Origin of the sequence: Syntrophaceticus schinkii (assembly GCF_000946815.1) — a bacterium.
GTDB classification, from domain to species: domain Bacteria; phylum Bacillota; class DSM-12270; order Thermacetogeniales; family Thermacetogeniaceae; genus Syntrophaceticus; species Syntrophaceticus schinkii.
In genome coordinates this window covers 1-24,693 of sequence record NZ_CDRZ01000020.1, presented here as the reverse complement: position 1 = coordinate 24,693, position 24,693 = coordinate 1, and the positions used below count along the sequence as shown (strand labels likewise).

Annotated in this window: 19 protein-coding genes and 3 pseudogenes; all 22 read right to left on the bottom strand. The window is 48.8% G+C overall.

The window, feature by feature from the left end:
• Positions 1-228: 228 nt before the first annotated feature.
• Positions 229-729, bottom strand: coding sequence for a nitroreductase family protein (locus SSCH_RS01810; protein ID WP_044663977.1), 501 nt, complete (start codon positions 727-729; stop codon positions 229-231).
• A 331-nt stretch (positions 730-1,060) separates the two neighbouring features.
• On the bottom strand, positions 1,061-1,684 hold the full coding sequence (locus SSCH_RS01805) for a FumA C-terminus/TtdB family hydratase beta subunit (RefSeq protein WP_044663976.1): 624 nt from the start codon (positions 1,682-1,684) through the stop codon (positions 1,061-1,063).
• Between the two features lie 541 nt (positions 1,685-2,225).
• Positions 2,226-3,105, bottom strand: a pseudogene (locus SSCH_RS01800) (fumarate hydratase).
• 439 nt (positions 3,106-3,544) lie between these two features.
• Positions 3,545-4,276: pseudogene (locus SSCH_RS01795) on the bottom strand (EamA family transporter); the annotation flags it as partial.
• Between the two features lie 280 nt (positions 4,277-4,556).
• Positions 4,557-5,429 (bottom strand): FAD binding domain-containing protein, encoded by an 873-nt coding sequence (locus SSCH_RS01790; protein WP_044663972.1) that lies wholly within the window; start codon positions 5,427-5,429, stop codon positions 4,557-4,559.
• Between the two features lie 439 nt (positions 5,430-5,868).
• Positions 5,869-6,324 carry a (2Fe-2S)-binding protein gene (locus SSCH_RS01785; RefSeq protein ID WP_044663975.1) on the bottom strand — a complete coding sequence of 152 codons (456 nt, stop codon included), beginning with the start codon at positions 6,322-6,324 and terminating at the stop codon, positions 5,869-5,871.
• 182 nt (positions 6,325-6,506) lie between these two features.
• Positions 6,507-8,495, bottom strand: coding sequence for a xanthine dehydrogenase family protein molybdopterin-binding subunit (locus SSCH_RS01780; RefSeq protein ID WP_198142088.1), 1,989 nt, complete (start codon positions 8,493-8,495; stop codon positions 6,507-6,509).
• On the bottom strand, positions 8,492-8,797 hold the full coding sequence (locus SSCH_RS18680) for a hypothetical protein (RefSeq protein WP_198142087.1): 306 nt from the start codon (positions 8,795-8,797) through the stop codon (positions 8,492-8,494). Before SSCH_RS18680 ends, SSCH_RS01780 begins: the two co-directional genes overlap by 4 nt.
• Before the next feature lie 403 nt (positions 8,798-9,200).
• Positions 9,201-9,356 (bottom strand): hypothetical protein, encoded by a 156-nt coding sequence (locus tag SSCH_RS19775; protein ID WP_232294152.1) that lies wholly within the window; start codon positions 9,354-9,356, stop codon positions 9,201-9,203.
• An 86-nt stretch (positions 9,357-9,442) separates the two neighbouring features.
• A complete protein-coding gene (locus tag SSCH_RS01775) occupies positions 9,443-10,099 on the bottom strand; it encodes a hypothetical protein (protein ID WP_232294151.1) in 657 nt (218 codons plus the stop codon).
• Positions 10,083-10,421, bottom strand: a complete 339-nt coding sequence (locus tag SSCH_RS01770; RefSeq protein ID WP_044663971.1) for a DUF4387 domain-containing protein — start codon at positions 10,419-10,421, stop codon at positions 10,083-10,085. The genes SSCH_RS01775 and SSCH_RS01770 overlap by 17 nt, the downstream gene beginning before the upstream one ends.
• Positions 10,418-11,809: an acyclic terpene utilization AtuA family protein gene (locus SSCH_RS01765; protein WP_232294150.1), complete on the bottom strand. Its 1,392-nt coding sequence runs from the start codon at positions 11,807-11,809 to the stop codon at positions 10,418-10,420. Before SSCH_RS01765 ends, SSCH_RS01770 begins: the two co-directional genes overlap by 4 nt.
• A 574-nt stretch (positions 11,810-12,383) precedes the next feature.
• The gene (locus SSCH_RS01760; RefSeq protein ID WP_044663973.1) at positions 12,384-13,622 is read right to left on the bottom strand and encodes a methylaspartate ammonia-lyase; all 1,239 of its coding nucleotides are present in this window, start codon (positions 13,620-13,622) and stop codon (positions 12,384-12,386) included.
• A gap of 7 nt (positions 13,623-13,629) precedes the next feature.
• The gene (locus tag SSCH_RS01755) at positions 13,630-15,084 is read right to left on the bottom strand and encodes a methylaspartate mutase subunit E (RefSeq protein ID WP_232294149.1); all 1,455 of its coding nucleotides are present in this window, start codon (positions 15,082-15,084) and stop codon (positions 13,630-13,632) included.
• A complete protein-coding gene (gene glmL, locus SSCH_RS01750) occupies positions 15,078-16,463 on the bottom strand; it encodes a methylaspartate mutase accessory protein GlmL (protein WP_044663969.1) in 1,386 nt (461 codons plus the stop codon). Before glmL ends, SSCH_RS01755 begins: the two co-directional genes overlap by 7 nt.
• Positions 16,460-16,873 (bottom strand): methylaspartate mutase subunit S, encoded by a 414-nt coding sequence (gene glmS / locus SSCH_RS01745; protein WP_044663968.1) that lies wholly within the window; start codon positions 16,871-16,873, stop codon positions 16,460-16,462. Before glmS ends, glmL begins: the two co-directional genes overlap by 4 nt.
• 81 nt (positions 16,874-16,954) lie before the next feature.
• Positions 16,955-17,584, bottom strand: coding sequence for a corrinoid protein (locus SSCH_RS01740; RefSeq protein WP_044663967.1), 630 nt, complete (start codon positions 17,582-17,584; stop codon positions 16,955-16,957).
• Positions 17,585-17,657: 73 nt separating this feature from the next.
• The gene (locus SSCH_RS01735) at positions 17,658-19,109 is read right to left on the bottom strand and encodes a trimethylamine methyltransferase family protein (protein ID WP_044663966.1); all 1,452 of its coding nucleotides are present in this window, start codon (positions 19,107-19,109) and stop codon (positions 17,658-17,660) included.
• Between the two features lie 14 nt (positions 19,110-19,123).
• Positions 19,124-20,587, bottom strand: coding sequence for a trimethylamine methyltransferase family protein (locus SSCH_RS01730; RefSeq protein ID WP_044663965.1), 1,464 nt, complete (start codon positions 20,585-20,587; stop codon positions 19,124-19,126).
• Between the two features lie 368 nt (positions 20,588-20,955).
• Positions 20,956-22,527, bottom strand: a complete 1,572-nt coding sequence (locus tag SSCH_RS01720; protein WP_198142086.1) for an HAL/PAL/TAL family ammonia-lyase — start codon at positions 22,525-22,527, stop codon at positions 20,956-20,958.
• 372 nt (positions 22,528-22,899) lie between these two features.
• Positions 22,900-23,832, bottom strand: a complete 933-nt coding sequence (locus SSCH_RS01715) for a 4Fe-4S binding protein (RefSeq protein WP_052835191.1) — start codon at positions 23,830-23,832, stop codon at positions 22,900-22,902.
• 476 nt (positions 23,833-24,308) lie between these two features.
• Positions 24,309-24,575: pseudogene (locus SSCH_RS17175) on the bottom strand (glycine betaine ABC transporter substrate-binding protein); the annotation flags it as partial.
• Positions 24,576-24,693 lie beyond the last annotated feature (118 nt).

Below are 24,693 nucleotides of genomic sequence, written 5' to 3'. Positions count from 1 at the left end.
TCAGGACGGAATGAATCGGCCTTCCCATCTCGCACTATTTCGAAGCTCAATCCCTTCAACCTTGCGGCTTTCGGCCCGCTGTCTCGCCTGCCTACGCTTAAACATAGCTGTTACCAGCTATGCTCCAAGGCTGGCTACGGGTGGTTGGCTAAACCTTGCCCGGTGGGATTCCCACCCACTGAGTGTCACGACCTGGCTTGGTCGCTCCCGTCCCCAGTGCATCTCCCCTTACCAGCGGTCGTAGTGAATCCTCTGCTCATCAAAGCGGTCCGGGCGGGGCTTTTCTTCCGCTGGATATCCTACTGCTATCAGGGAAAAAGGGATAATCTGCTCGGGCATCCCGAAGAGGGTACGCATCCCATCAATAAGGGGTTCTTTGGGATAGACCCCCATCCATACTGTACCCAATCCAAGTGCTCTGGCAGCGAGCAGAATATTCTGGGTAGCGGCAGCACAGTCCTGCGGCCAGAAGTAAGGCGATTTTAAACAACTGCTGTCCCCGCAGACAAGAATGGCTAAAGGCGCGGATTTGAGCATAGTGGAATAGGGATGAAAATCAGGCATCCTATCCAAAGTCTGCCGGTCCTGAATCACCACAAATTGCCATGGCTGCTGATTGTGGGCTGAGGGGGCATACATAGCGGCCTCCAGCAGTTGCTTGACCACATCTTCCGGTACTGGCTCCGCGGCGTACCTCCTAATGCTTCTTCTCGTGAAAATGGCTTCCATTGCATCCACAGACAACAACCTCCTATCTCAATTATAATATCACTGTTGGGTCAATAACAAACTACCCATAACTCACTTAATATCTTACCCAAAAAATATGTTTCAGGGCGCTTTTGCGCTTTCATGGAGCTTGGTTGAACTCGCACTAAACCTGGCGCATAATCCTGACCGGCTTCGGAATCCTGGACACAGTGGTATTTTTGGTGACTGTCACCATAATGCCATATTTGTATATACAGGTTGCGTCACTTAAGTTGGTGACTGTCACCATAAACCTTTGTTTATGTCCTTTAGGAGTAACAGCGCATGCCTGGCCTTCGCTATGACATTATTACAGAAATGCGCCAGGAACCGTCCCCGGTGCACCCGGTGCATTTCTGCGGTACTGAGCTGGCCCCGATTTATAGAGGTCATCCCCTCTGCTGTCGATGGCCACAGTTACCGGGAAATTCTCAACTGTGATGCGGTAGACAGCCTCAGGCCCCAGATCCGGATAGGCGACCACCTTCATCTCTTTGATGCAGCGCCCGATCAAGGCTCCTGCTCCACCTGTAACTGCCAGGTAAACAGCGCCGTGTTTTTTTATAGCACCGATCACCTCCGCGGATCTCTTCCCTTTGCCGATCAAACCCCTCACACCATACTCCAGCATCCGCGGGGTATATTTGTCCATACGCCCGCTGGTAGTGGGACCGGCTGCACCACAGGGACGACCTGGCGGCGGTGGAGTTGGCCCCACATAATAGATCACCTGTCCGCGCAGATCCACCGGTGGATCAGGGGGACGGTTCTTGTGATCCAAATCCTCTACAAAGCGCAGATGAGCCTGATCCCGCGCACCGTAGATCACTCCGGAAAGGAGCAGTCTTTGGCCTGCTCGAAGTTCTCTGGATACCCCTTCGGCAAAGGGCACCTGAATCCATTCCAACTGCTGTTGCCCATTATCATGATCCATCTCACTCACCGCCTCACTTGCCCAGTGTCCCATTCCCCAGTACACTTCCCACTGGCTGCCCACTGGTGTAATCCATCTCGTTCCTCTGCTGCAATTCCTAACTCATGCTCTTACCAAGTGATCGAAACCAGATATTACGGCTTTCATACCTAACAGAACTGACGCATGAGTCACCAACATAGTGCTGAATAAGACGTTTGAGTAACTGCGCCACAATTTATATCGCATAAATTACCTATCTTGATTTTAAGCAGACCAGGTTTGAGGCAATTTTTGATGTGTCAGCACCAGCTACCCGGCGCTGGAACTCAGCATTCGTTACAGTTTGCAGCGATATTTGATGCGTCAGCACTGAATACCCAGGAGCACCTTTGACAAACCTGACGGTTCCATTGTCCCCAAACTAGCATGTTCTCCTTTTGTTGATGTCCTTAGGAGTAACAGGTTTTGATCTAATCCTGCTTTGAGTGCCACCTGCCACAGCCAGGCTGTTTATGTCCCTAGGAGTAACAGCGCATGCCTGGCCTTCGCTATGACATTATTACAGAAATGCGCCAGGAACCGTCCCCAGTGCATCCATCCACTCCCAGGTCTTATGCCGCGCAGCATGACAATTGAGGCAAACCGCTACTGGAAGGCCGGCAATATGTGTAGGGTAGGTTTCGATGTGCACTGCCAGTGCTGTTACCCTCCCCCCCAGCCCCCCGGGGCCATAACCCAGGTTGTTGATGGCATCCAGCAGTTCTTTCTCTAGCCCCTCAATCTCAGGGTTCGGATGAGATGATTCTGGATCACGCAGGAGGGCGCGTTTCGCCAGCAACAGCGCCTTATCAGAGGTTCCTCCAATTCCCACACCCACAGTTACAGGTGGGCAGGGGTTAGGGCCGGCCTTGTCAACGGCATCTATCACAAATCTTTTTACTCCATCCAGACCATCAGCCGGCTTGAGCATCCCCAGGGCTGTACAGTTCTCACTCCCGAAACCCTTGGGCATCACAGTAATGCGCAAGGTTTCCCCCGGTACAACATCATAGTAGATCACAGCCGGGGTGTTATCCCCTGTATTTGTGCGCTGCAAAGGACCAGCAACAACGGATTTGCGCAGATATCCATCTGTAATACCCCCGGGCGACACCAGCGTTGATAGCCTCTGTCAGGGAGCCATCTGTCACATGCACATCCTGACCGATCTCCACAAAAACCAGGGCCATCCCTGTATCCTGACACAAGGGGACACGCTCTTCTCTTGCAATCCGGGCGTTTTCACAGAGCTCACCCAGGATACGCTTCCCCTGAGGTGATTCCTCCACATCCTGTGCCTTCTGGAGCGCATCCCAGACAGCGGAAGGAAGGTCAAAATTGGCCTCCTGGCATAACTGAGCAATCTTATCTGTAATCAAATGAGCAGCGATCTCCCGCAATACAATCACCCTTAGAAGTTATTAACTACATTAAACCACATGGCCTCACTTAAGATATCTGGCGGGGGTCGTCAGTGCGACCGAAGATGTTTATTAGCCGTTCCAGTGCACCCATCAAGAGGGTAGAAGCGTAGGACACGAGACCCTTCCCTGTTTACACAACTATTCGGCCACTCCTGGTCCCCGCTTCTATTTTAGCAAAGTGTCCCCTCATTTAACAGAAAACCAGGAGACAGCAAAACAAACAGGACAAACCAATAAACACCATAAATACTTCCTGTTATCCAGGGACATCGAGCTTCTGAGTCAAAAGAGAAACAATAGTAAATACTACTGCTGCAACGGCGCTGTGTAGCTCCTGCTAAAACTGAGCAATATTATTTTTAGTAACCCGCACATGTTATTACTATTCGGGAAGAGCGCAAATGGCTTGAATAGATCACGGTGAAGCCCCTTTTACTATACGCTTCTTGGCCAGCACAGCTATGGTGCCTCCCGCAAGAATCAGCACACCTCCTAAAAGCTGCATCCCGGTTAAATGCTGGGAGAAAAGCAGTGCCGATAAAATCACAGCAGTTACAGGTTCTGCGTTGGCGATAATCGAAGCAGTAGTGGCACCAACAACTGTGATCCCTGCAAAAAAGGCAACAAAGGGTATAGTTGAGCCAACAACCCCACAACCCGCGGTTACAAACCAACCCTTAAGAGTCGAAGGAAGCCCCAATCCGCCATTAATCATAGCCAGCGGAAATAGCGTTACAATAGTGAATAAAGAAACAAATGTGCACATCACCGCTGGGTTCACATCTTCTACTACCCTGTTACCCAGAACAATAAAAGTGGCATAAATAACAGATGCAGCAAGAGATAAAGCAATACCAAGGATACTTACATTCCCGAAAGAGGTGCCGAGCACCAGCGCCAGTCCTCCAAAAGAAATAAAGATCGCCGCAACAGTTCCCCGTGAGAGCTTCACACCTTCGCAATAGGAGAAAACCGCCACCAGCATGGGGTGTGTAAAAAACAGCAGTGTGGTCAAACCCGCGGAGATATACTTCACTGCGGAAACAAAAAAGATCGACTGCAGAAGATTAAGCACACCGCCAAGAATAAACAACCGGAAGACCTGGTTCCGGTTTAACCGGATCTTTATCCCTCGCGCAATCAAGTAAAGAAAAAAAACGAATGGTTGCCACTAAAAACCGGTAAAAAATTAAAATCTATAACGCCAAGCCCTTCCTCATAGGCATAGAGAGAAAAAATAGGGATAAAGCCGTAACAGACTCCAGCTATTAGAACGAGCAAAACTCCTGTTTGGTAGTACATTGATTGCACCTATTTCTTTTAATTCAGAAATGCACTGGGGACGGTTCCTGGCGCATTTCTGTAACATGCACTCCATGCACGCGTCTCACGCGAACATCCTTTTTCCAACGACCAACCACCAACCACTAAATTACCAACCGCGAAAACAACTGTCTCCAGGCATCACGAGCCAGTCCCTTGATCGCTTCTTTTTTATAAGGAAGCGAATACCTCCCGGGAATAGCCATTTGTACAGTCACAGACAGTTCTTCAGCAAACACTTCAGCTAAATGCTCATCCGCTTTTCGGCCATTGAGTATTCCTTCCACCCGCCTGTCCCGGAAGGCCTTGACTCCGATAGCCCCAAGCCCAACCCTCACATCTGAGATGGTGTTGGCTGTATCGTCATACTTCATTACCAGTGCAATGTTCAGCCTGGCAATGGTCACTGCTGTTCTTGAGCCGAGCTTGGCAAAAGTGCTTCTATAAGCATCACCGAGGACAGGGATGATTATCTCTGTGATCACCTGGTCACATCCTAAGCTTGTCTTCCCTGACCCGGTTATTATCTCATTTAAATCTTTTTCTTCCACTTGCCCTGAGCTGTTCATAATCCTGGCCCTGGCCTCCAGAGCCATCAGAGCAGGAATTGTATCTCCTGCCGGAGAAGCATTACCGATATTGCCTCCGATGGTACCCGCATTGCGGATCTGGTTCGACCCCACAAGAACTGCGGACTCCGCCAGACAGAGAGCGTGTTTCCTTACAGACTCACTTTCTTTTATTTGCGTAAAGGTAGCCATTGCCCCGATATGGAGGTGGTTATCCTCTAATTTTATATATTTCAGTTCCTTAACCCCTGAGAGATCAATTAGAATATCCGGATTAATCCTGTTTTTGTGGATCGCCATAACCAGGTCCGTGCCACCGGCCAATATTTTACTTTTCGGGGTTGCCTGCTTTAAAGCATCTCTCAATTCTGATAAATTATCTGGAGTTAGCACGACAGCTTTTCCCATCTGATTGACCCTCCATTGATCATTCATGTTCAGGATAGAACCTAACTGCACCAAGTCTCGCCATCAAAGGATGGAACAGAAGGCCGGAGTCAAACGTTATGGAAACAGCGAAGGTGGTTCTTAAAAACTTCCGATGTCCGACTTCCGGTTTCTGACTATTTTTACGATAGACACCCGTGCCCCATTACACAATACCATCAGAAAATGAAACCAGCAGCGTTGTGAAAATTAACGGTCATTAGAACCGGTGTTAAGATCTCCCTGCAAACTTCCGGTTTCCGACATCTATATAGCATCATATCTCTATAGCGCAACATCAGGATACAAATAGAGGTCAGGTGGTTCTCAAAAGGTGACACAGTACCGTCCCCTGTCACCTGACAGCAAGTTTCCCCAGAAATGCACCAGGAACCGTCCCCCGTGCATCATCCCCCGTGCATCACCCTTTAGCTGCATCTTTGACAGCTGCAACGATTTGAGAATACCCTGAACAACGGCACAGATTCCCAGCTATGGCTAACCGTATCTCTTCCTCTGTGGGATGAGGGTTTTTCATTAATAGTGCCTTTGCTGACATCAGCATGCCTGGTGTGCAGAAGCCGCACTCTACTGCTGAGTGCTCTAAAAACTTCTGCTGTAGTATGTCCAGCTTCCCATCCTCGCCCAAGCCCTCCACAGTGATGATCTCTTTTCCCCTGACCTGGGATGCCAGAACCAGGCAGGAGTTAACGGCCTCCCCATCTATGATTACTGTGCAGGCACCACATTCACCTTCAGCACAGCCTTCCTTTGTTCCGGTCAGCCCCAGTTCATCCCTCAGCAGATCAAGCAGCCTCATAGTAGGGCACACATCTATGCTATAACTTTTTCCGTTCACTTTAAATTGGATCAGCATCATTCTCACCGGTCCTTTCTTTGCAGAGAAATATTCCTACTCCGAAATTTCTGCATCATCGACCTTGACTAGACAGCTTGCCATCCTCGCCAGCCCTCAGTGCACTCGGTACCGGAAACCACCATGTACTAAATGCTAAATGCAAAAGACCGTCCTCAGCACGTAGTCAAGCGTCCCCAGCATCATCCCCGATGCATCTTGCTCCCCAGAAATGCGCCAGGAACCGTCCCCGGTGCATCTAAGATCTTCTCGGGGGTCAGGGGCAACTCTGAAAGAGAGGTACCCAAAGCATGATTGACCGCATTAATAACTGCAGCAGCAGTGGGAACAGCCGATATTTCTCCAACACTTTTTGCACCAAAGGGTCCGTCATCCCCCTCATGCTCAATCAACAGCACCTTCACATCTGGCATATCCGGGGCGTTGACCATATGGTACTTTTTGAAACTGTTGTTGACTGGTTTTCCCTGATCATCGATCTTTACTTCTTCACAAAGGGCATAACCGATTCCCATCTGTACAGCTCCCTGGAACTGCCCTTCCACCATCCCTCTGTTCAGTACCCGCCCCACATCACCCACTGCAAGAAAATCGGTCACTCTGGTCAATCCTGTTGCACTGTCCACTATCACTTCAGCAAACTGCACAGAATAGGATCCTGGATTAGAAGGTGAGTAATAGGTATGGGCAACACTTAGATCCGTATAGTTCTCCTGTACGGCTTTTTCGGCAATTTCCTTGTAGGAAATCCCTCGCTGATCAGTTCCTATAGTGACGACATGTCCATTTTCTACCTTCAGGTATTCTTTCGGCTTTTGAAGAATAAAGGAGACACGCCCCAGGATTTTATCTTTAAGAATTTCCGCGGTCTCTTTGGCACAGGCCCCAACATTGTAGGTCACCCTGCTTCCATAGCAGCCGGGGTCATATCCGGTCAGCTCAGTATCAGCTTCTGTTACAGTGATCAGATCCGGGTCTATATCCAACACCTCTGCTACGATGATCTTCATGGCAGTCGTTGTACCACAGCCCACATCATGCAAAGAGGCATTCAAATTCAAGCTTCCATCTTCATTCATCTTCAAAACCATACTGGTACAGTCCACAAAACCCCCATACATCCCGTTTTTGTGGGCACCACAGGCAACTCCGACACCCCGCCGGTACCTGCCCTGATCCTTGCCACAGTCAGAAAACCTTTCCTTCCAGCGAAAGGCCTCTGCTCCTTTTTCCAGACATTCGATCACCCTGGCATCCCCTACTGAGAGGTTGAGCACAGGATCCATATCATAGGGGTGTACCAAGTTTTGCAGCCTGAATTCCACCGGGTCCATCTTCAATCTTCTGGCAACCTGATCCATGTGAACTTCAGTTGCAGTAATGATTTCAGGGGCCGCCCATCCTCTTGCCCCACCGGATTTAACGGTATTTGTATAAACAGCCCGTCCGGTATGCTTATAATGCGGAATCCTGTATAGTTTTGTTACCTTTAAAGATAGGCTGCGGGCATAATCCGGTGCACTGCCGGAAAATGCTCCGGCATCAAGAGTGCTGTCAGCTATAAATTCCTGCAGCTTACCACTTTTAGTCACCACTGTCTTGATCTTGGTATTAACTGCCGGCCTGACCCTGGTATGAATAATACACTCCTCCCGATCCAACAGAAGCTTCACCGGACGTTTCAGCTCCATAGCCATAAAGGATGTCACCGGCTCAAAAAGATACTCCTGCTTGCCTCCAAATGAGCCCCCTGTGGGAATTTTGATGACCCTCACCTTGCTGTAGCTCAGACCGAATAGTTCTGCCAGTACAGTCCTTACCCCAAAAACACCCTGGGTAGGTGTCCAGACTGTAAGTTTCCCTGAACTGTCGTAGTCAGCTATGCAAACATGGGGCTCCAGGGCACCATGATGAGTCCTCTGGGTCTGGGTTTCACTTTCTACAATAATACAATCATCAGCCATAGATGGAACTTCCCCTGCATCTACTTCATATTCATGGGCCAGATTCCCTCTGGGCTGGATCTTTGCTTCCTTATTTTCCAAAGCCGCTTCTGTTGTCAATAAAGCAGGAAGTTCTTCATACTCCACATCGATCAAAGAGACCGCTTCCATAGCAGCGGCAAAACTGGTGGCTACAACCGCTGCCACCCGATCCCCTACATATTTCACTCTTCTGGAAAAGAGGGCTCATCTTCAAAAGACAACTGTTGCCCAGGAATGATTCTGTAGCTGTTGAACATTTTATCCGGAGCATTGAGATGCGAAAATATCTTAACAACTCCGGGAACTTTTTCGGCCCTGCTGGTGTCGATCTTTTTAACTATCCCATGAGGGATTGTGCTTAACAGCAGTTTGGCATAGAGCATTTTGGGCAATTTCAGGTCACAACCATATAAAAGGTCTCCTGTTACCTTTCGAACCGCGTGACCACAAGGGAAAGTACTGCCAACATATTTGAACTCTTTTCCCATGCCTTCTCCTCCCTATGATGTGTATCCGGTGAACGATTTGCTAACCAGCCCCTACCTGAAAATGGATGTCTGAGGCCAGCAGTCGGAGGTCGGAAATTATTAGGAACTGCTATCGATAATGCCACAGCATTATAAGACTCCGGCCTTTTGTTTTTATCCTCTGCTGGTGTAGCTATAAAGCAGTATGGGCATCTACCCAGGTTTAACGTCCTCACTTCCAATGTGGCATACAAAAGGTGCCCTAACTATCCCAAAATACAATAGTTGTAATCTGTCCGGGGCATACTCGGACATTTTAAACACTGGATCATATCACCCAAAATATATAGTAGGAATCTGTCCCCATTGCAACCCCCATTTGCATCCCCCTCAGAAATGCGCCGGGAACCGTCCCCGGTGCATCTCAGGCAAAGAAGCTTTTGGGATCATCTCCTACCATCCCTACAATCCCATATCCACCACGCTGGGGGTCATAAACATAGTTTTTTAACAGCCGGAAATTTTCGATTTCACCTGTGCTGCGGACATGGATGCGCGGGCCTGTACACCTCATTTTCATATCGCCAAACCTGATTCTTCTGTTTCCTTCAGGAATAATGGTCAGATCCTGGGCAATAATCTCCTTGACCAGTTTTTCAACAAGGGTCAGATCTGCCTGGGGCTGGCTGGGGGTAGGCAGAGCATAAAACCGCGGCGCACATCGTCGTGATCACTCGCCCGGGGAACCCCCATTCTTTCCAGTACCTGTTGGGTGATATCCTCTGCTGAATGTGCCATCTTGCGATAATAGAGCGACTGGTAGACAATAGATTTAATCTCCTCGGGAAAGGGACCAAACATTCCAGGTCTGGCGACGATCACCTCTTCCCCAATACCTACCAGGACATGGGCATTCCTCTCCAGCACAGGATAAAGGAGCTCAAAGTGCTCCACAACAACACGGCAGCCTTCTTGCAGTGCCTTTTGCACAGCCTCAGCCAGCACAGCAAGCTGCGAAAAAGCAAGTTCAAATAGCATATCGATATGGTATGTATGGTGTTCAAAATTATCGGTTTCCGCATGATTCAAGAGTGAGAGAGGGCGCACATTGATCCCCTTATCATCATTGGTCAGCTCCAGTCCTGGAAACATCCCCTGGATGAGCAGGGATTTCCCGGCACCGGCATCTCCGATCACTCCGATGAGGAGGTCTTCCGCGGAGAGATAGCGCTGGGTGAGATCCGCTCCCAGCTCATGGATCCTTCTCCTTCCCCGTGGGGCAAAATATACGGCGTGCATTAAATACTCATGAATCAGAGTCATCTTCATCTCCCCACTGTACTGCAAGGTCAAGCAGAGGGGCATGCTGCTGCGCCCCGTAAATATCCTTCTCTCCGAAATCACCACAAGGCACTTTCCTGTTCATAGTGGCCTTAAAGGCGCAAGCGGGGTCAAAATAAATAGCTGTTATTATATCAGATTCGGGTACTCCGTAAAGCCTGGCGATCACTGAGGCGTCTAAACTGTTGGACTTTTTTATCCGTTCATAGATCTTCCGGTCTTTGAAGATCACATCGATGGTCAGTTCATAGGGCCCCGCATTCTTGGTTCTGATCACTGAGGCAAGTTCTACAAGAGATTTCATGAGCGCACCTCCTCAAAGGTCACCGGGAAGATCTCATCCGGTCTTTCCAGAGATAATAAGTGATGAATCGAAAAGATATATGCCTCCCCCACCTTGAAATCTGAAGGTGAGTATGGAAAGGCGAGGTTTCCAGCGGTAGCAAGCCTTCCTGGAAATCCGAAATGCAGCATGGTCGAACGGGCAAAACCCAAAACTGCTTCTGCCAGTTCCTCTGTTTCAGCCAGGGCCTCAATAACTATCCCCACCTCATTTCCCATACTGGGATGTGGTTCCTGATCTCCCATCACGCCATTCCTGCCATAAATATGAAACATCAGCTTATATTTACCCTTCTCCCACTGAAAGTTCCCGACAGTGCGCTCCTCAACCCCGGCGATTATTTCATCCAGGTGTTCGATAAAGCGGGGATCCCGTGCCCCGGCAATGGTGATCACCCGATAGCCAACTTTTTTTGCCCCCTCCACCTTAACCGTATAGGGTTTTGGGCGGAAGGAACTCCCCTTTACTGCCACCCGGTGTTCTGCAACTTGTGTAAACTCCGTCTGATACAGATCCAAATCTCCTCCAGGCCCTGGCAGCAGGTAGGGATTGCTCTTTTCATAAAGTGTGTGTGCTGCTACCGAAGCAACAGTAGCCCGCCGCTCTCTGTTGGCCGGCTCAACCATAAAGCGGTCTTCCTCAAGGAAACCCACCATACAGTCGCTCCCACTCCCAGGCAGTGCCGCTATTGCAGCGCACTCCAGGATTTTTCCCAGGTGTAATGCAAGCCCTTCCTTGAAACCCTTCCACACGGGAAATGCGGCAAAAACCGCGGGATCATAAGAGCGCCCGGCCAAAATAACATCTGCGCCTCCATCAAGTGCTTTGATGAAAGGCTCTATCCCCATCTGTGCCACCAAATATGTGCTGTCAGAGATATCTGCTTCGGTCAGTTCAGGTACCGGTCCTAAGGGTTTAATTCTCTCATCCCACAAAGCCTCTCTCAGATAGGGCTGCGGTACATCTGCGGGGATGACAGCCATCCGAAAGGATATTCCTTCTTCTTTCGCCACTTCTATAATAATATCACAGCACCATTCCAGGTGCGGCCTCGCCCCGGACCCCCCGGCTGAACCAATTACCAAGGGTATGCGCATAGTCCTGGCTGCCCGCAGCAGGTAAGTCAGGTCCCTTTTGACAGCTCCCTGCGCCACAAAAGGCTTACCTGCACCCAGGTAATAGGGTCCGGGGTCCGTTGAGCCGGCATCAACAGCTATGACATCTGGCCCAAAAGAAAGACCGCGCTCAAAGGAACTATCCGGAAATCCGTACCCCAGAATGGCTGTCGGTGAAAGCAGAGTCAACTGTTTCATATAGATCATCAGTTCCTTTCTAAGATTATGTGACACAAGCGTGACGCGGGACGGTCCTTTTGTCACGCCACACGGGATAGTCAATTTGGGGACAGGTGGTGACAGGGGGACGGTTCTCTGTCACCACCTGTCACCTTCAAGACATTGTCTTTCGTCACGCCTTGAGAACCTAGCCCGCCCCCGCCCGCATGGTCCGCCGCGGGCGAAGCGGGTGACGCAGGTGACGCAGGGGGTGACACGGGGACAGCCGCTTTGTCACACTTTTGTCAATTTACACGGAAACGGTAAATGTCCCTTTGAAAATACTGATAACATCTTGTCGAGGAAGCAAGGAAAACAGGGGGCACATTCTCTCGCTTCCCCATTCATTTTACAACTTTTCTAATATATATTGAATCAGAAGAACCGTCAGCCTGTGTGATAACTCCCAAAATCACCAATTCAGCAGCCATAAAGGGGGGCATAACTGAAATAGCTGGTAATTGGTGCCCCTTATCCCTAAAAACAACCGGAATTTAATCATAAGTGGGGATAGAAAAAGGCAAAATTTTTTCACACAGGCTCCCGTCCCCGCGTCTCGCCCGCGTCTCGCCCGCGTCTCGCCCACGTCTCACGACATCTTTAGCAGTCTGAGGGTTCGCTGCATCTCATTCATGACAACCATCATTCCCTCATCCACACCCATCCCTGGTTTGGCCAGCATCTGGTCCGGGCGAGCGGCCAGAGCTATATGCACAGATACCCGGGCTGAACGGTCTGTTTCGTTGCAGGTCCCCCCCTGGTAGGCGCCCATTCCGTGCGCTTTGGCATAAAGGATCGCCTCAACCGTATTGTTGATGCCTCCCAGATCCGGGGTCTTCACTTGAATCATATGGCCTGCACCCGCATCCACAAAATCACGCACATCATCCAGTGTATTGCACCACTCATCAGCCACAATCTCTACCTTTGTCCCCTTCAGGACCACCAGGAGCTTCAGCTTATTCAGGGCTTCTATCTGACATTCCTTTGAGCCCATATCCACCGGACCTTCGATGCGCAGCCTTAAGGGAGATGCAGCTATCTCCAGGCGTGCCAGATAATCAGCAATCTCCTCCAGGTTGTCATCAAAGGCAAGCCCTAAGGTTCCGTAAACATCGATATGCAAGATGGGACGGTAATCCTCGCCCCCCAGTTCTGCAACCCGCTTCCTCAGCCACGACACATACTCATACAGCTTCTCTCCGCTGCTCCCCAATTTTGTCTCTACATTATTGATCAGGCCATGCGGCAGCACATCAGCCCGCTTGATGATCGCTTTATCGGCATTGGTATACCGCTCATCACCGGTTTGGGCAAAAATAGGAACAGGCTCCAAAACCAATCTGGTATCATATTCTTTTGCAAGGATCTCACACATCAGCTTCTTCTCTTTGATAGCAACAGCATGCAGCAAGGCCTGAGTCAGCCCATAACGAAGAGCGGTATGCAGCCTATCCCCATCAGGTCCTATAAGAGAATCGAACTCCTCAGCCAGTTCCCGAAATGATGAAAGCTCCCTGCCCTCCAACCTTTCCGCCAGGTATCTCTCTACCATTGGTATAAAATCTGCCGCCAGAAAAAGGGGATCCCGGCCATCCGCCCCGGAGTACTGAACTGCTGCACAGTCTCCATAAGCCACCTGCCCATCTGTAAGCAAGAGCATAATACTCAATGATTCACCACGCTGGCGCACCTCTGTAAACCCAGCAGTTAATGGTTGACCGGTGTATGCCGCCCCATCGGCCCTGGCTCCTTTTTTGATCGCCAACTGATCATCGAAATAAAACCCGGTTAAACCAGGTGCCGCTAGAACCTTCTCTATACGCATCTCCCATTCACCTCGGTTTCCCCACCAGCCTGCCTTTGCTGATGGCATAGATATCATCGATGACCATCCTGAATCCTGGCTCCCTTTTCTCAAGATCTGCTCGCTCTTTAATCTTCTTCTGATGGAAATCCTTGATCTCTTTAGAAAAAGGGATATTTCCGGTGTTCAGAAACCTGATCGCCCCATCCTTATCCCGTACAGGCATGATGCTGCCTCTCGTACAACGGGAGGGAGCAAAGGAGATATCCAGCACACCGGCTTCAAAGGAGCGCACAGTTCCTACAGCAAGGTCACCTTCTCCCAGTTCAAAAACCTTAGATATGATTTCTTCCACTTCTCGCTCGATCATATATTCCTCTTCCTTGAGATAGGGTGTTTTTGCCAGCTCTTGTTCACCCAGCATCCGGATCAACTGCCTTGTACAGAGCAGCCCCGCAATATTGGCCTCAGCTGTGGGTATCCCCAGAGCTTCATGGGGAGTCTTGACAATCACCTTGTTCACACCCGCTAAAGCCGCTGTAGCAGCACCCCAGGCAATCACTCCTAAGGCCCGGGATTCCTCCTGGGGAAAGCCCCCCATCCACTGGTGAAAAACCGTTGTCAGCAAGACATCTTGGAAGCCATAGCGATCCAGATAATCTCTTCCTAAACGCCCCAGTGTGCGCAGTGCTGCTGTGTCCTGATACAGATTCCCTCCCTGGCCATAGCCAACGGCAATGCTCTTGACCCCCTGAGCCGCAGCAAGCAGGGCTTCAATAATACCGATGGCGTGAGATATACATGGGGGCACCAGTGTGCCTGTAAGAGGGCCGAACATCTCCCGGTTGATAATAATCCCCTCTTCCGCATATAACCCACAGAGCCGGTCCACATACTGCCAGTCAAATAGTGAGCGCTCCAGCGGTACATCTTTGGCATAAGGGATATTGTAAGAGATGCCTCCCCCTTCAAAATCAGTGAAGCCTGCAGCCAGGGTGATCTCTGCCAGCAGCCGCGCATCCGGGGTGCCGTGCCTGACCTGAACCGGAGAGCCCACAGCATCAATGATCTTACGGCAGTTTGCCACCCCGTAATTGACAGCAGGGAGCCCATTTAAAAGCGACCTGCCTGCGGCTTTAGACTCTTCAATCCCCCTGGCTGCTTCAGCATAGCGGTTCTGGCGGGTATAGGAATCAATGGTTGTCGGCAAAAAATCGGCTTCACCCTTTGACTCAAGTTCAGATAACAGTTCTATATGCTCAGAAAGCAAGGCCACACCTGCGCGGGGTTGGAGATAAATGCGCTTTTCCTCCTGTCCTGCCCGCAGCTTGCAGTATGCTCTCTTGCTCTCCGGTAAGGATTTGTGAAAATGGAAGGCATCCTCAAGGTCAACTTCCTGCCCGGTGGACCAGGAGTTCAAGACATAGTCCCGCCCCTCCTCAAAGTAAGACTTTTCCCACCTGCGATTCTCAAGTCTCAACATTCACACCTCCCCAATGGTACCAGTGTCTCCTGAATAAGAGCCTCAGCCACTTCAGGATAAGAGTCTGCTAACAATCCTACTGCGTAAATTGCATATTCATGATCAAGCAAAAGCTGAGGCTGGCGGGGGGTAAGGGTTAGGGGGCCATCCAATCCATCCAGCCTCAACCCAGCTCTTATTATCATTTCTGGGTCATCCGCAAATACTAAAGCACCACCTGTTCCAACTAAAATATCCACTTCTGTCAGATCTTTACCCCGTTGGACCCAGAATCTACCGTCAGATGTATAGGCTTCGGTTAAAGTTCCTGCATGGCGCCGCAGCGCTTCTCTGATACAGGCGACAGCAAAGGTGCGGTCAAAACACTTTTCCCTTTCATCTAACGCCAGAGATCCCCTGTCACGGGTCACCCTTCCGGCATAAGCACGAATCTCACCGGCATCCACAGCAAAGGGAATGTCTGCCAGCAGGGCATCCTCGGTCATCACTTCCAGCAGGGAGTTCAAGCTGACCCGCATACCCAGATCCCCCTCAACAGTCCGCTTAATATAAGGCTCTGGCAGTCCTTTCAATATACAGCCGCCCCTTTTCGGCCGGCTATCAGAGAATGAATGAACATCTGTTGTTGCTCCACCCACATCGACAATTACAATTTCCTCTCCACTAACCTTACTTAATTGCTCTCCCGCTTTCATCACAGCAAGGGGAGTGGGCATCGCCAGGCCGACCTCTTCTTGAATCTGTTCCAATCCTTTTGCCCTGGTGATCTCTTCCAAATAGAGTTTTCTGATCGCCTGGCGTGCCGGCTCCACAGAAAGGACACCGATATCTGGCATCACATTCCCGGTAACCACCACACATGATACCTTATTTTTTAATAAAGTCATCACTTGTGGGGCAGCAACCTTATTTCCGGCAACAACTACGGGAATTGACAAATCTGATTCCGCAATCATGGCGGCATTTTCGAGGATGGTTTTTCTGTCTCCGCCATCTGTTCCACCGGCTAACAGCAGCAAATCAGGTTCTAAATTTCTTATTTCTTCTAGTTCATATTCAGTAAGTTGGTAAGCGTAAGCTGCCATAACCCGCGCTCCTGCACCCAGTGCTGCCTCCCGAGCCGCCTTTACTGTGAGTTGCGGTACCAGGCCAATGGCCACAATCTTCAATCCCCCGGCTGCAGAACTGCAGGCCTTCTTCAATGTAATCCCCTTAAGCTCCTCAGGAGAAAAGGCTTCCAGGGCTCTGCTCAATCCTTCCATCAGGTCGGTTTGAGCTGTTGTTGGTGATCTGAATGTCCCAATCAAACCCGGGGGATCTAAGTTCACCATTGTTACCTTGGTAAAGGTGCTCCCAAAGTCGATCAGCAGTGCCTTCATAGATCCAGATCCCTCTTCAGCTCAGCAATAGCTGTTTCAGGCAGGGTGCCGGGAGGGTAAACACGATCAAAGCCCATCTCTTTGAAAAGCTTATCCACCTCTGTAAAGGTGCGTTTCCCCACAACCAGGTTGCCGCCGACATAGAGCAGGACATGCTCAAGACCGGCTTCACAGCATTTTTCCCTCAGCCCGCGGCAGTCCATCTCACCATGACCATAAAGAGAAGATACCAGGATAGCCCCGGCATCACTCTCAATGGCAGCATGGATGAACTCCTCCTGGGAGACCATCACCCCAAGATTGATCACCTTGAAACCAGCATCTCGAAAGCTCATCTCCAATATTTTGTTGCCAACAGCATGAACATCAGAACCGATTACACCAAGGACTATCCTATTGTTCCCAGGCAACGGTCGGGCCTCCTTTAGAGCTGTGTTTAAATATATGCTTTCCTATACTGATTCAGCAAAAACTTCTGAATCTAACCAACCCTATACCAACTGCTTGCATAAATCGATGGCATTCCCGGCATCTGCAGCATAGCCATCAGCACCGATCTCATCTGCGTAATCCTGGGTAACAGGTGCCCCACCGATCATCACCTTCACACTGTCCCGCAGGCCACCCTCTTCCAGTTCGTCGATAACCTCTTTCATGGCCGGCATGGTAGTGGTCAACAGAGCAGACATGCCAATGACCTGGGCATTATGTTCCTTGACAGCTGCAATAAATTTATCTGCTTCCACATCTACACCGAGATCCACCACATTGAAGCCACTGCTTTCAAGCATCATGGCAACCAGGTTTTTACCTATATCGTGCAGATCCCCGGCAACTGTTCCCATAATAACCCTGCCTGCTGTGGGGATTTCAGCTCCTCCGAGTTTCTCTTTTGCCAGTTCCACACCGGCTTTCATCGCCTGGGCGGACATCATCATTTCCGGAACAAACATCTCCCCCTCTTTGAAGCGGTCACCAACCTCGTTGATCCCGGGAATCAACCCTTCATTGATGACCTTCATGGCGTCTTCCCCTGCATCAAGCAGCTGCTGTGTTGCGGCCTCAACCTTCTCAATGTCACCACTGATCACAAGGTCTGCCAGTTCTTTTAAGCTTGCCACTCAAATCCCTCCATTTTGTTTGATCAATTAACATCTAGACAGTTTCGTTGTCCTTTGTTCCATCATATATTTTTTAAATACCAAGCCTCTCCTGTGCACTGCGAATAACAGCATCGATTTTTGCTTCCACTTCTGAATCCAAAGGCATTGGTTTGTGTTCCTCCAGGATTGTCCGCAGCTTCTCCTGAATCCGTGCCTCCATTTTCTTGGAACCCGCAGCTTCCCAGCTGCTGAAGCTGCTGTAATCAGACAGGCTCGGCTGCCACTTCTCACGGAAGTGTTTGGCTGTATGCGGATCTCCCAGGTAGTTGCCTCCTGGCCCCACCCGCTTCACCGCTTCCACAGCGAGATATTCGGGAGTGGTGTTCACACCATTTAACAGAAACCTTGACCGGGAAATCACTTCATCCATCAGAACTAATAAATTCAATGATCCTGTGCGCCCGGATTCTATATAAAAGACATCATGCATCAGATTGCATCCCTGCAGTGCGCCCATCAGGGTAAACATGGTTCCATCCACTACTGCCTGTTCATCAAAAGCCTTGGAGCTACTGCAGCCGGCGTATCCCCAGGTTGGCAGAGAGTAAAAACGTCCCAGGTCACAGAGTGCTCCCTGCAATAACATAACCTCAGGTACTGCATAAATTGCACCCATACTGCGCATATCCAGAGGGGAACCACCATAGCCATAAAGGAACGGTGCCCCGGGATTTTTCAACTGATGTACAACCAGTCCGCACAACGCCTCTGCATTAGCCTGGGCAACAGTGCCTGCCACTGTAACAGGGGTTGATGCCCCTTCTACAGCACCACAGGCAAAGTTGACCGGGATCTTATTCTCCGCGGCAAACAGCAGTTTATCAATAGATTCAAAGGGCAGCTGGAGTGGAGATGTGGGCTCACAGTAGAGAACAAAATGCGGCCTGTGTTTCAGCTTCTCTTTACCACCCACTGCTGCTGCGGCCATTTCCTGAATATCTGCTACAGTTGAAGCATCCTCAGCGATGACCACCTGGGGCTTCACACTGTTTTTGATCATTAGGGCATACTGAACCCGGTTGATCATTCTTATATCAACATCAGATAACATGCCCATCGACATCACAAAATCCAGCTGAGGCAGAGCATCAACAACCCGGACCGCTGCCGCTACATCCTGGCTAGTCCAGGACCTTCTCTCACCTGTAAAGGGATCCAGGTAGATGAGGGTATCAGAGCCCGCTCCGAAGTGGACATTGGATTTCTCCAGCCAGATCACCGGCTCGCCCAGTCTGTTGTATACAGTAATTCTTGAGGGGGCAGTATGGAGTGCCCGTTTTACCATCGCTTCTGGGATATGGGTTCGACCATCTGCATCGATATAGGCACCCCATTTTTTTAGTAGTTCAGCTGCTTCATCATGGTGTACAATGACCCCTACTTCTTCCAAAATACGGCAACTGGCGCTGTGAATATCGTGAATTTGTTCTGCTGTTAGAGTGCGGTATGCGATTCCTTCTCCATGGCTGCTTGCGTAGTTCATCTGTACATGCCCCCTTAAGCTTTGCATTCATTTTCGCGGCGAATGATGATCGCCCGCATTTCATCCAGAGCCCCTTCAGGCAGTGCCTTCGCTTGGTGATCCGCGAGGATCTCCCTGACCTTCTCTAAGGCTCTGTCATTAGGAGACTCCTGATCCTTGGCCAACCACTGCTCCCAGCGATATCTGGTCAAGAAGCGGGGGCTCCAGATCTCCTCCCGGAAGTGTTTAAAGGTGTGCTGACAACCCATGTAATTACCGCCCGGTCCCACCTCATGGATACAGTCCACAGCCAGGTGTTCCGGGGAGGTTCTGGTTCCCGCCCCGGCATATCTGGCCATATCTATGAGGTCATCACAGATAGCCAGGAAGGGGAGGTAGCCTGTTTTGCCGCCTTCCAAATAACCCACATCATGCACCAGGTTGCAGCCCTCAAGCTGTGTCATCAAAATCGTCACAGCTGCTTCGGCCCCGGCCTGGATATCCGGCTGGGGTGCATTGACACAACCTGCTTCAGTGAAATTGGGCAGCCCATAGAACTGAGCGAGCTGTGTCATCACAGCGTAGTTCATAAAGGTCTCCGGTGCACCATAAAGGGTTGTGGTTGTCTTCATATCCATAGGTGTAGCACCACCGCCGATGATGATGGGAGCACCTTTCTTCTTCAGCTGAGCCATCACTACTCCTGCAAGACTTTCGGCATTCATCAAGGTAATGCATCCCGCTTTAGTAACAGGTGTTGTGCCCCCGGCCAGGACCCCCGGTGTGTATACTACAGGTATGTTATATTCAAAGCATTTAAACATCTTGCCCACACCGTCATGGGTGTGTACCAATGGTGAGATGGGTTCAGAATAAAGAATAATATAGGGATTGCTCATCAAGTTATCTATACCACCCACACAGGCAGCAGCCATCTGAATCAGAGCTTCGGTGTTCTCAGGGTTATGTGCGGTAAAGATGATGGGTTTGCTGCAGTTTGCGGTCATGGCTTCAAACTGGTGCAGATCGCTGACCGCAGGGTTGGTTTCAGAAGCAATCGCATGGCTCATCAGAAAATCAAAGTTGGGGAGTGCGTCAACAACCTTAGAAGCATCTACAACATCCTGCTTCGTGGATGTCCTTCTTTCATTTGTTTCTATATCAATGGTAAAGGGAAGGTCAGAGCCTGTCCCATAGTAGACCCGATTCTTTTCCAGAGGGAGCACACGCTCACCAAGCCTATTGGCCACAGCAATTCGCTTGGGTGCCAGGCGCAGTGCTTCCTCCACAAGCCAGGCAGGTATCCAGACATGCTCACCCTGAACCCGGCAGCCCGCTTCCTTCAAAAGCTTTAAGGCTTCCTTGTGCTTGACTACGATTCCGGTGCGCTCCAGGACTTCCAGAGTAGCATAATGAATCTGTTCCAGCTGTGAGTCAGTTACCCACTTTAAAGATGGAGTAATCTGTTCATCATAGTTTGAGACTAACTTATCAGCCATTACAGGGCCTCCTTTTGTTATCATCTTCCTATAATATGTAGCATATTGCAAAAACCATGCCAAACGTAAGAATGCGCCTTACACACCTTGGTTATCCCTCCAGGCGCAAAGATTCTTTGCGCCTGGCTTGGCTTGAACTAGTCACTTTTGCATTTTATGCCGATAAAAGGCGGGGTGGAGTCAAGTTACAGGAGACGGTTTTTTCAGAGGGGACGCAAATTATTTTTGCGTGCATCAAATTAAAACTCTAGATGGTAACTGTCACCTGGGAGTCCCTGACACCTGGGATATACTACTCCGCTGCAATGACGGTAATCGCTTGCTCGGTCCATTAGAGTTCCTCCATAATAATAGCACCACTGGTGTCTTTAAAACTCCATCTCACCAGCAACTTCCTCAATAGCGTCGATAATACTGCCCTTTCTGATTAGTTGGAAGATGTATTCAATATCAGGATAAATATATCCATCATCCTCTAATACAGGAACCTTTTCCCTAATCAAATTATATACAGCTTGAGATGCTGAAGAAGGCCGCAGAGGTTTCAATAAATCTAAGCCCTGAACTGCCACCATTAACTCAATGGCTAAAATGTATTGAAGTTTCTTTGCTACCTGATAAGCTTTTCTAGCTGCAAAATATGCCATACTAACAAAATCCTCTTGGTTGGCAGATGTTGTAATGCTGTCCACACTTGAGGGATGTGATAAAACCTTAATATCCCCCACCAAGCCCGCAGCTGTATATTGAGCAATCATATATCCGTTGTTTAATCCCGGGTTTTTCACTAAAAAGGGAGGTAATCCGCTGAAATGTGAGTTTGTCAGCCTGTCGATTCTTCTTTCAGACAATTTGGCGAGAACCCCCATGGCAATACAGATACTGTCACAATAGATTCCTACATATGAACCTTCCGGGTTCACACCCATGAGGGCGATCCCATCTCCATCCAGGGGATAAATAATGGGATTATCGCTGCAGGAATTCATTTCGTTAGTTAGGTTAATTAAGGCATCCTTCAGCATTCTTTTTGCTGCCCCGTGAATTTGGGGTATCCCCCTAAGGCTAACACAATCCTGAACTTTTTCTTCTTTAAACTTTTGCGCAATTTCACTGTCTTGAAGAATTCTTAACATATTCCTTGCCGTCCCCTGCTGCTCTGTATGTCTTTTGACACTATGGAGTCGAGGGTCAAAAGCTTTTAATGTCCCTTTTAAAGCTTCAAATGTTAAAGCTCCTGCCACATCAATGACTTTAGCCGCATTAATTCCATCGTAAAGAGCCATAATGCCAATCCCAGTAATGGATTTGGTCCCATTAATAATGCTTAAGCCTTCTTTACATTTTAAAGATATAGGTGATAGTCCCGCTTTCTGCAAAGCGATTGCTCCCGGCAGTAATTCACCCTGAAACCAAGCCTGCCCCTCACCCAATAAAACCAACGCCAGATGGGACTCAATAGCCAGATAACCCACAGATCCTTCTCCCGGAACATACGGGGTGATTTTTCTATTCAATAATTCTCTGATCAGTTCCAATATTTCCAATGATATTCCCGAATATCCCGACCCGGCATCCAGAAGAGCCATCAGTTGTATCGCTCTCACAAGTTCTTTTCCCAAAGGTTCTCCCACCGAGCAGGCATGTGAGCGAACGATATTTTTCTGAAGCAGATCCGCATCTTTTGGAGAAATCACATGTTTCACATTATCTCCAAAACCGGTATTCACTCCGTAAATAAGCCGGTTTTCTTCTAAAATTTTCTCCACCAGCTGCCGAGATTTTTTTACTCTTTCCTCATAAGACTGGGAAAAACATACTTCCGCCTCATATCTGGCTACGGCTACAAACTCCTCGATCGCAATATCTCCTTCCCCCAGATATACCTTTTTAATATATTTAGGATTTATCTTTAATCGATCTTGACTATTTTCCAGCATAATCATTGCCTCCATAATTAGTAAGGGGTAACCTGTTCATCATAGTTTGAAACTAATTTTTTCCGCCATTACAGGGCATACTTTATGTAATCATCTTCCTATAATATGTAGCATATCGCAAATACCATGCCAGACATAAGAATGCGGCCTAGAACCTTGGTTACCCCTCCAGGTGCAAAGTTTTTATGCGGGGGTTGGGCTTGAAATATTCTCTTTTGCGTTTTATGCGAAGAGCAGGCGGGGAGGGAGCCAATGGACAGGGGATTAAGGTTTTTTAAAAAGCGCCGATACAAATTGTATTTGCATGCATTAAATCAAATACGGCTTATGCCTAGATGGTGACGTGAGTCCTAGATGACAGTAGTCGGTGAACTAAAGTTCCTTCATAATAATAGCACCATTGGGGCAGGTGTTGGCGCAGAGGCCACATCCCCAACAAAGATCGGGGTTAAAGGCAACATTCTTCTTTTCTTTGCCACCCTTTTTGATAGTTGTTCCATCATAATAAAAGGCGGCAAAATGGCAGCGTTTCGTACACCGCCCGCACAAACTGCATTTTTCAGGGTCATATTGGGCGATATAGCGGGATTTCGGCCATTTCCCCTTTGTTCCAAGCCCGATAGCTGCCCGCAAGGGATAGCAGCAGTCAGCACAACAGTTGCAAACAGCGGTAAGCCCCTTTTCTCTCCAATTATAGGGTCCCCCTGTATGCATCAAACCTTTTTGATCAGCCATGTGCAGCAGTTCCCTGGCCTCTTCTTTGGATAGGTACCTCCCGTGGGAACGGTCAGTGATGTGGTCGTCAAAAAACAGGCAGACCTCTCTCAGCCGGTCACAGTTATCTGCCAGCATTTTGCAGTTGCAGGGCAATACCATAATTTTTTCAGCCGCATCGATCATTTCCTCAACTTCAGATTCCAAAAAAATCAGGTCATTGTGGCAGTTTTCATAATCCGGGTCATTGTCTACAACCAATTGGAAATTATCATGCCGCTTGAGATACTCTTCATAGCACCACTTGTCCAGTTGCCGGCGGATCTCTTGAGGCAAAACATAATAATTTCCGAACTTACACTGATCATCCAGTCTGGCGTAAAAGTCTCCGGTACTATAATAAAGTGCCCCATTCCTTTCCTCTTTGTTGACAACAAACCGCTGGTAAGCCTGCTCCAACAGTCTGTCCACATCCATTGAATGGTCTTCAAACAATGCGGCAATCTCATCCCTGGTCAGGCTCCGGCCATCCATTTTTACAACAAGCTCCATTTCCTGCTCACTGACAAAATGGTGCAGATATGGTTTCACAAACTCAGGCACCTGAAAAGCAGCATGAATTGATCAAGGATAGTCATTTTTACCTCCTCTGTACTTAAGTGCGCTCCGTATAAATAGCTGAAAGTACTATGCGGCCCAAAATCCCAGATGATGCCAGTCACCTTCTGCATTCTCTCAACCGTTCCTGTCTCCAAATCTGCGGAACTATCTCTATGCCCTGCTAAGGATAACTTCACTGAATATTTTAATAGAGTGTTACCGGAGTGTTACCTATGTGTTGAACCATTTGTGTAACCTATGTATTAACCGAACTTCTTTTTCCAACGACTAACCACCAATAATGCCCTGGCTCTCATAAAAGCACGGAAATGATCACCAGGGCCATTTGAGATCTGGTAGAACTAAGAACTTAATGTGATATATTTTTGAATGTATTATCAGGGAACTATAGAATGACTGAATCTCTTATTTCTACAACAACTCTAGGTGTTTTTTTATACCTTTTTTTAATCAATCAACCCGTTTTCTTTCAAAAAGTTCTTAGCCACTTCTTCCACACTCTTCTTGCCGATATCAACCTGTTCGTTTAAATCGATAATTGTTTCATCATTAAGTAGAGAACTCAACTTTTTCATTTGCTCCGTAATTTCAGGATAAGCTTTGATAATCTCCTCTCTGAAAAGCGGCGCAGGGTTATAAACAGGGAATGCTGATTTATCATCCTCTAAGGCTACTAAACCATATGCCTTTACCCTTGGATCAGTGGTGAAAGCAAGACCTAAATCGCTTGATCGGCCTTAAGTGCTTCGTACCCATATTAAAGCTGCCTGAGTATGAAGCTTTTTCGGGTAGGTAAAATCATAAACCGTACTGCCAAATGCTGCAAGCCAT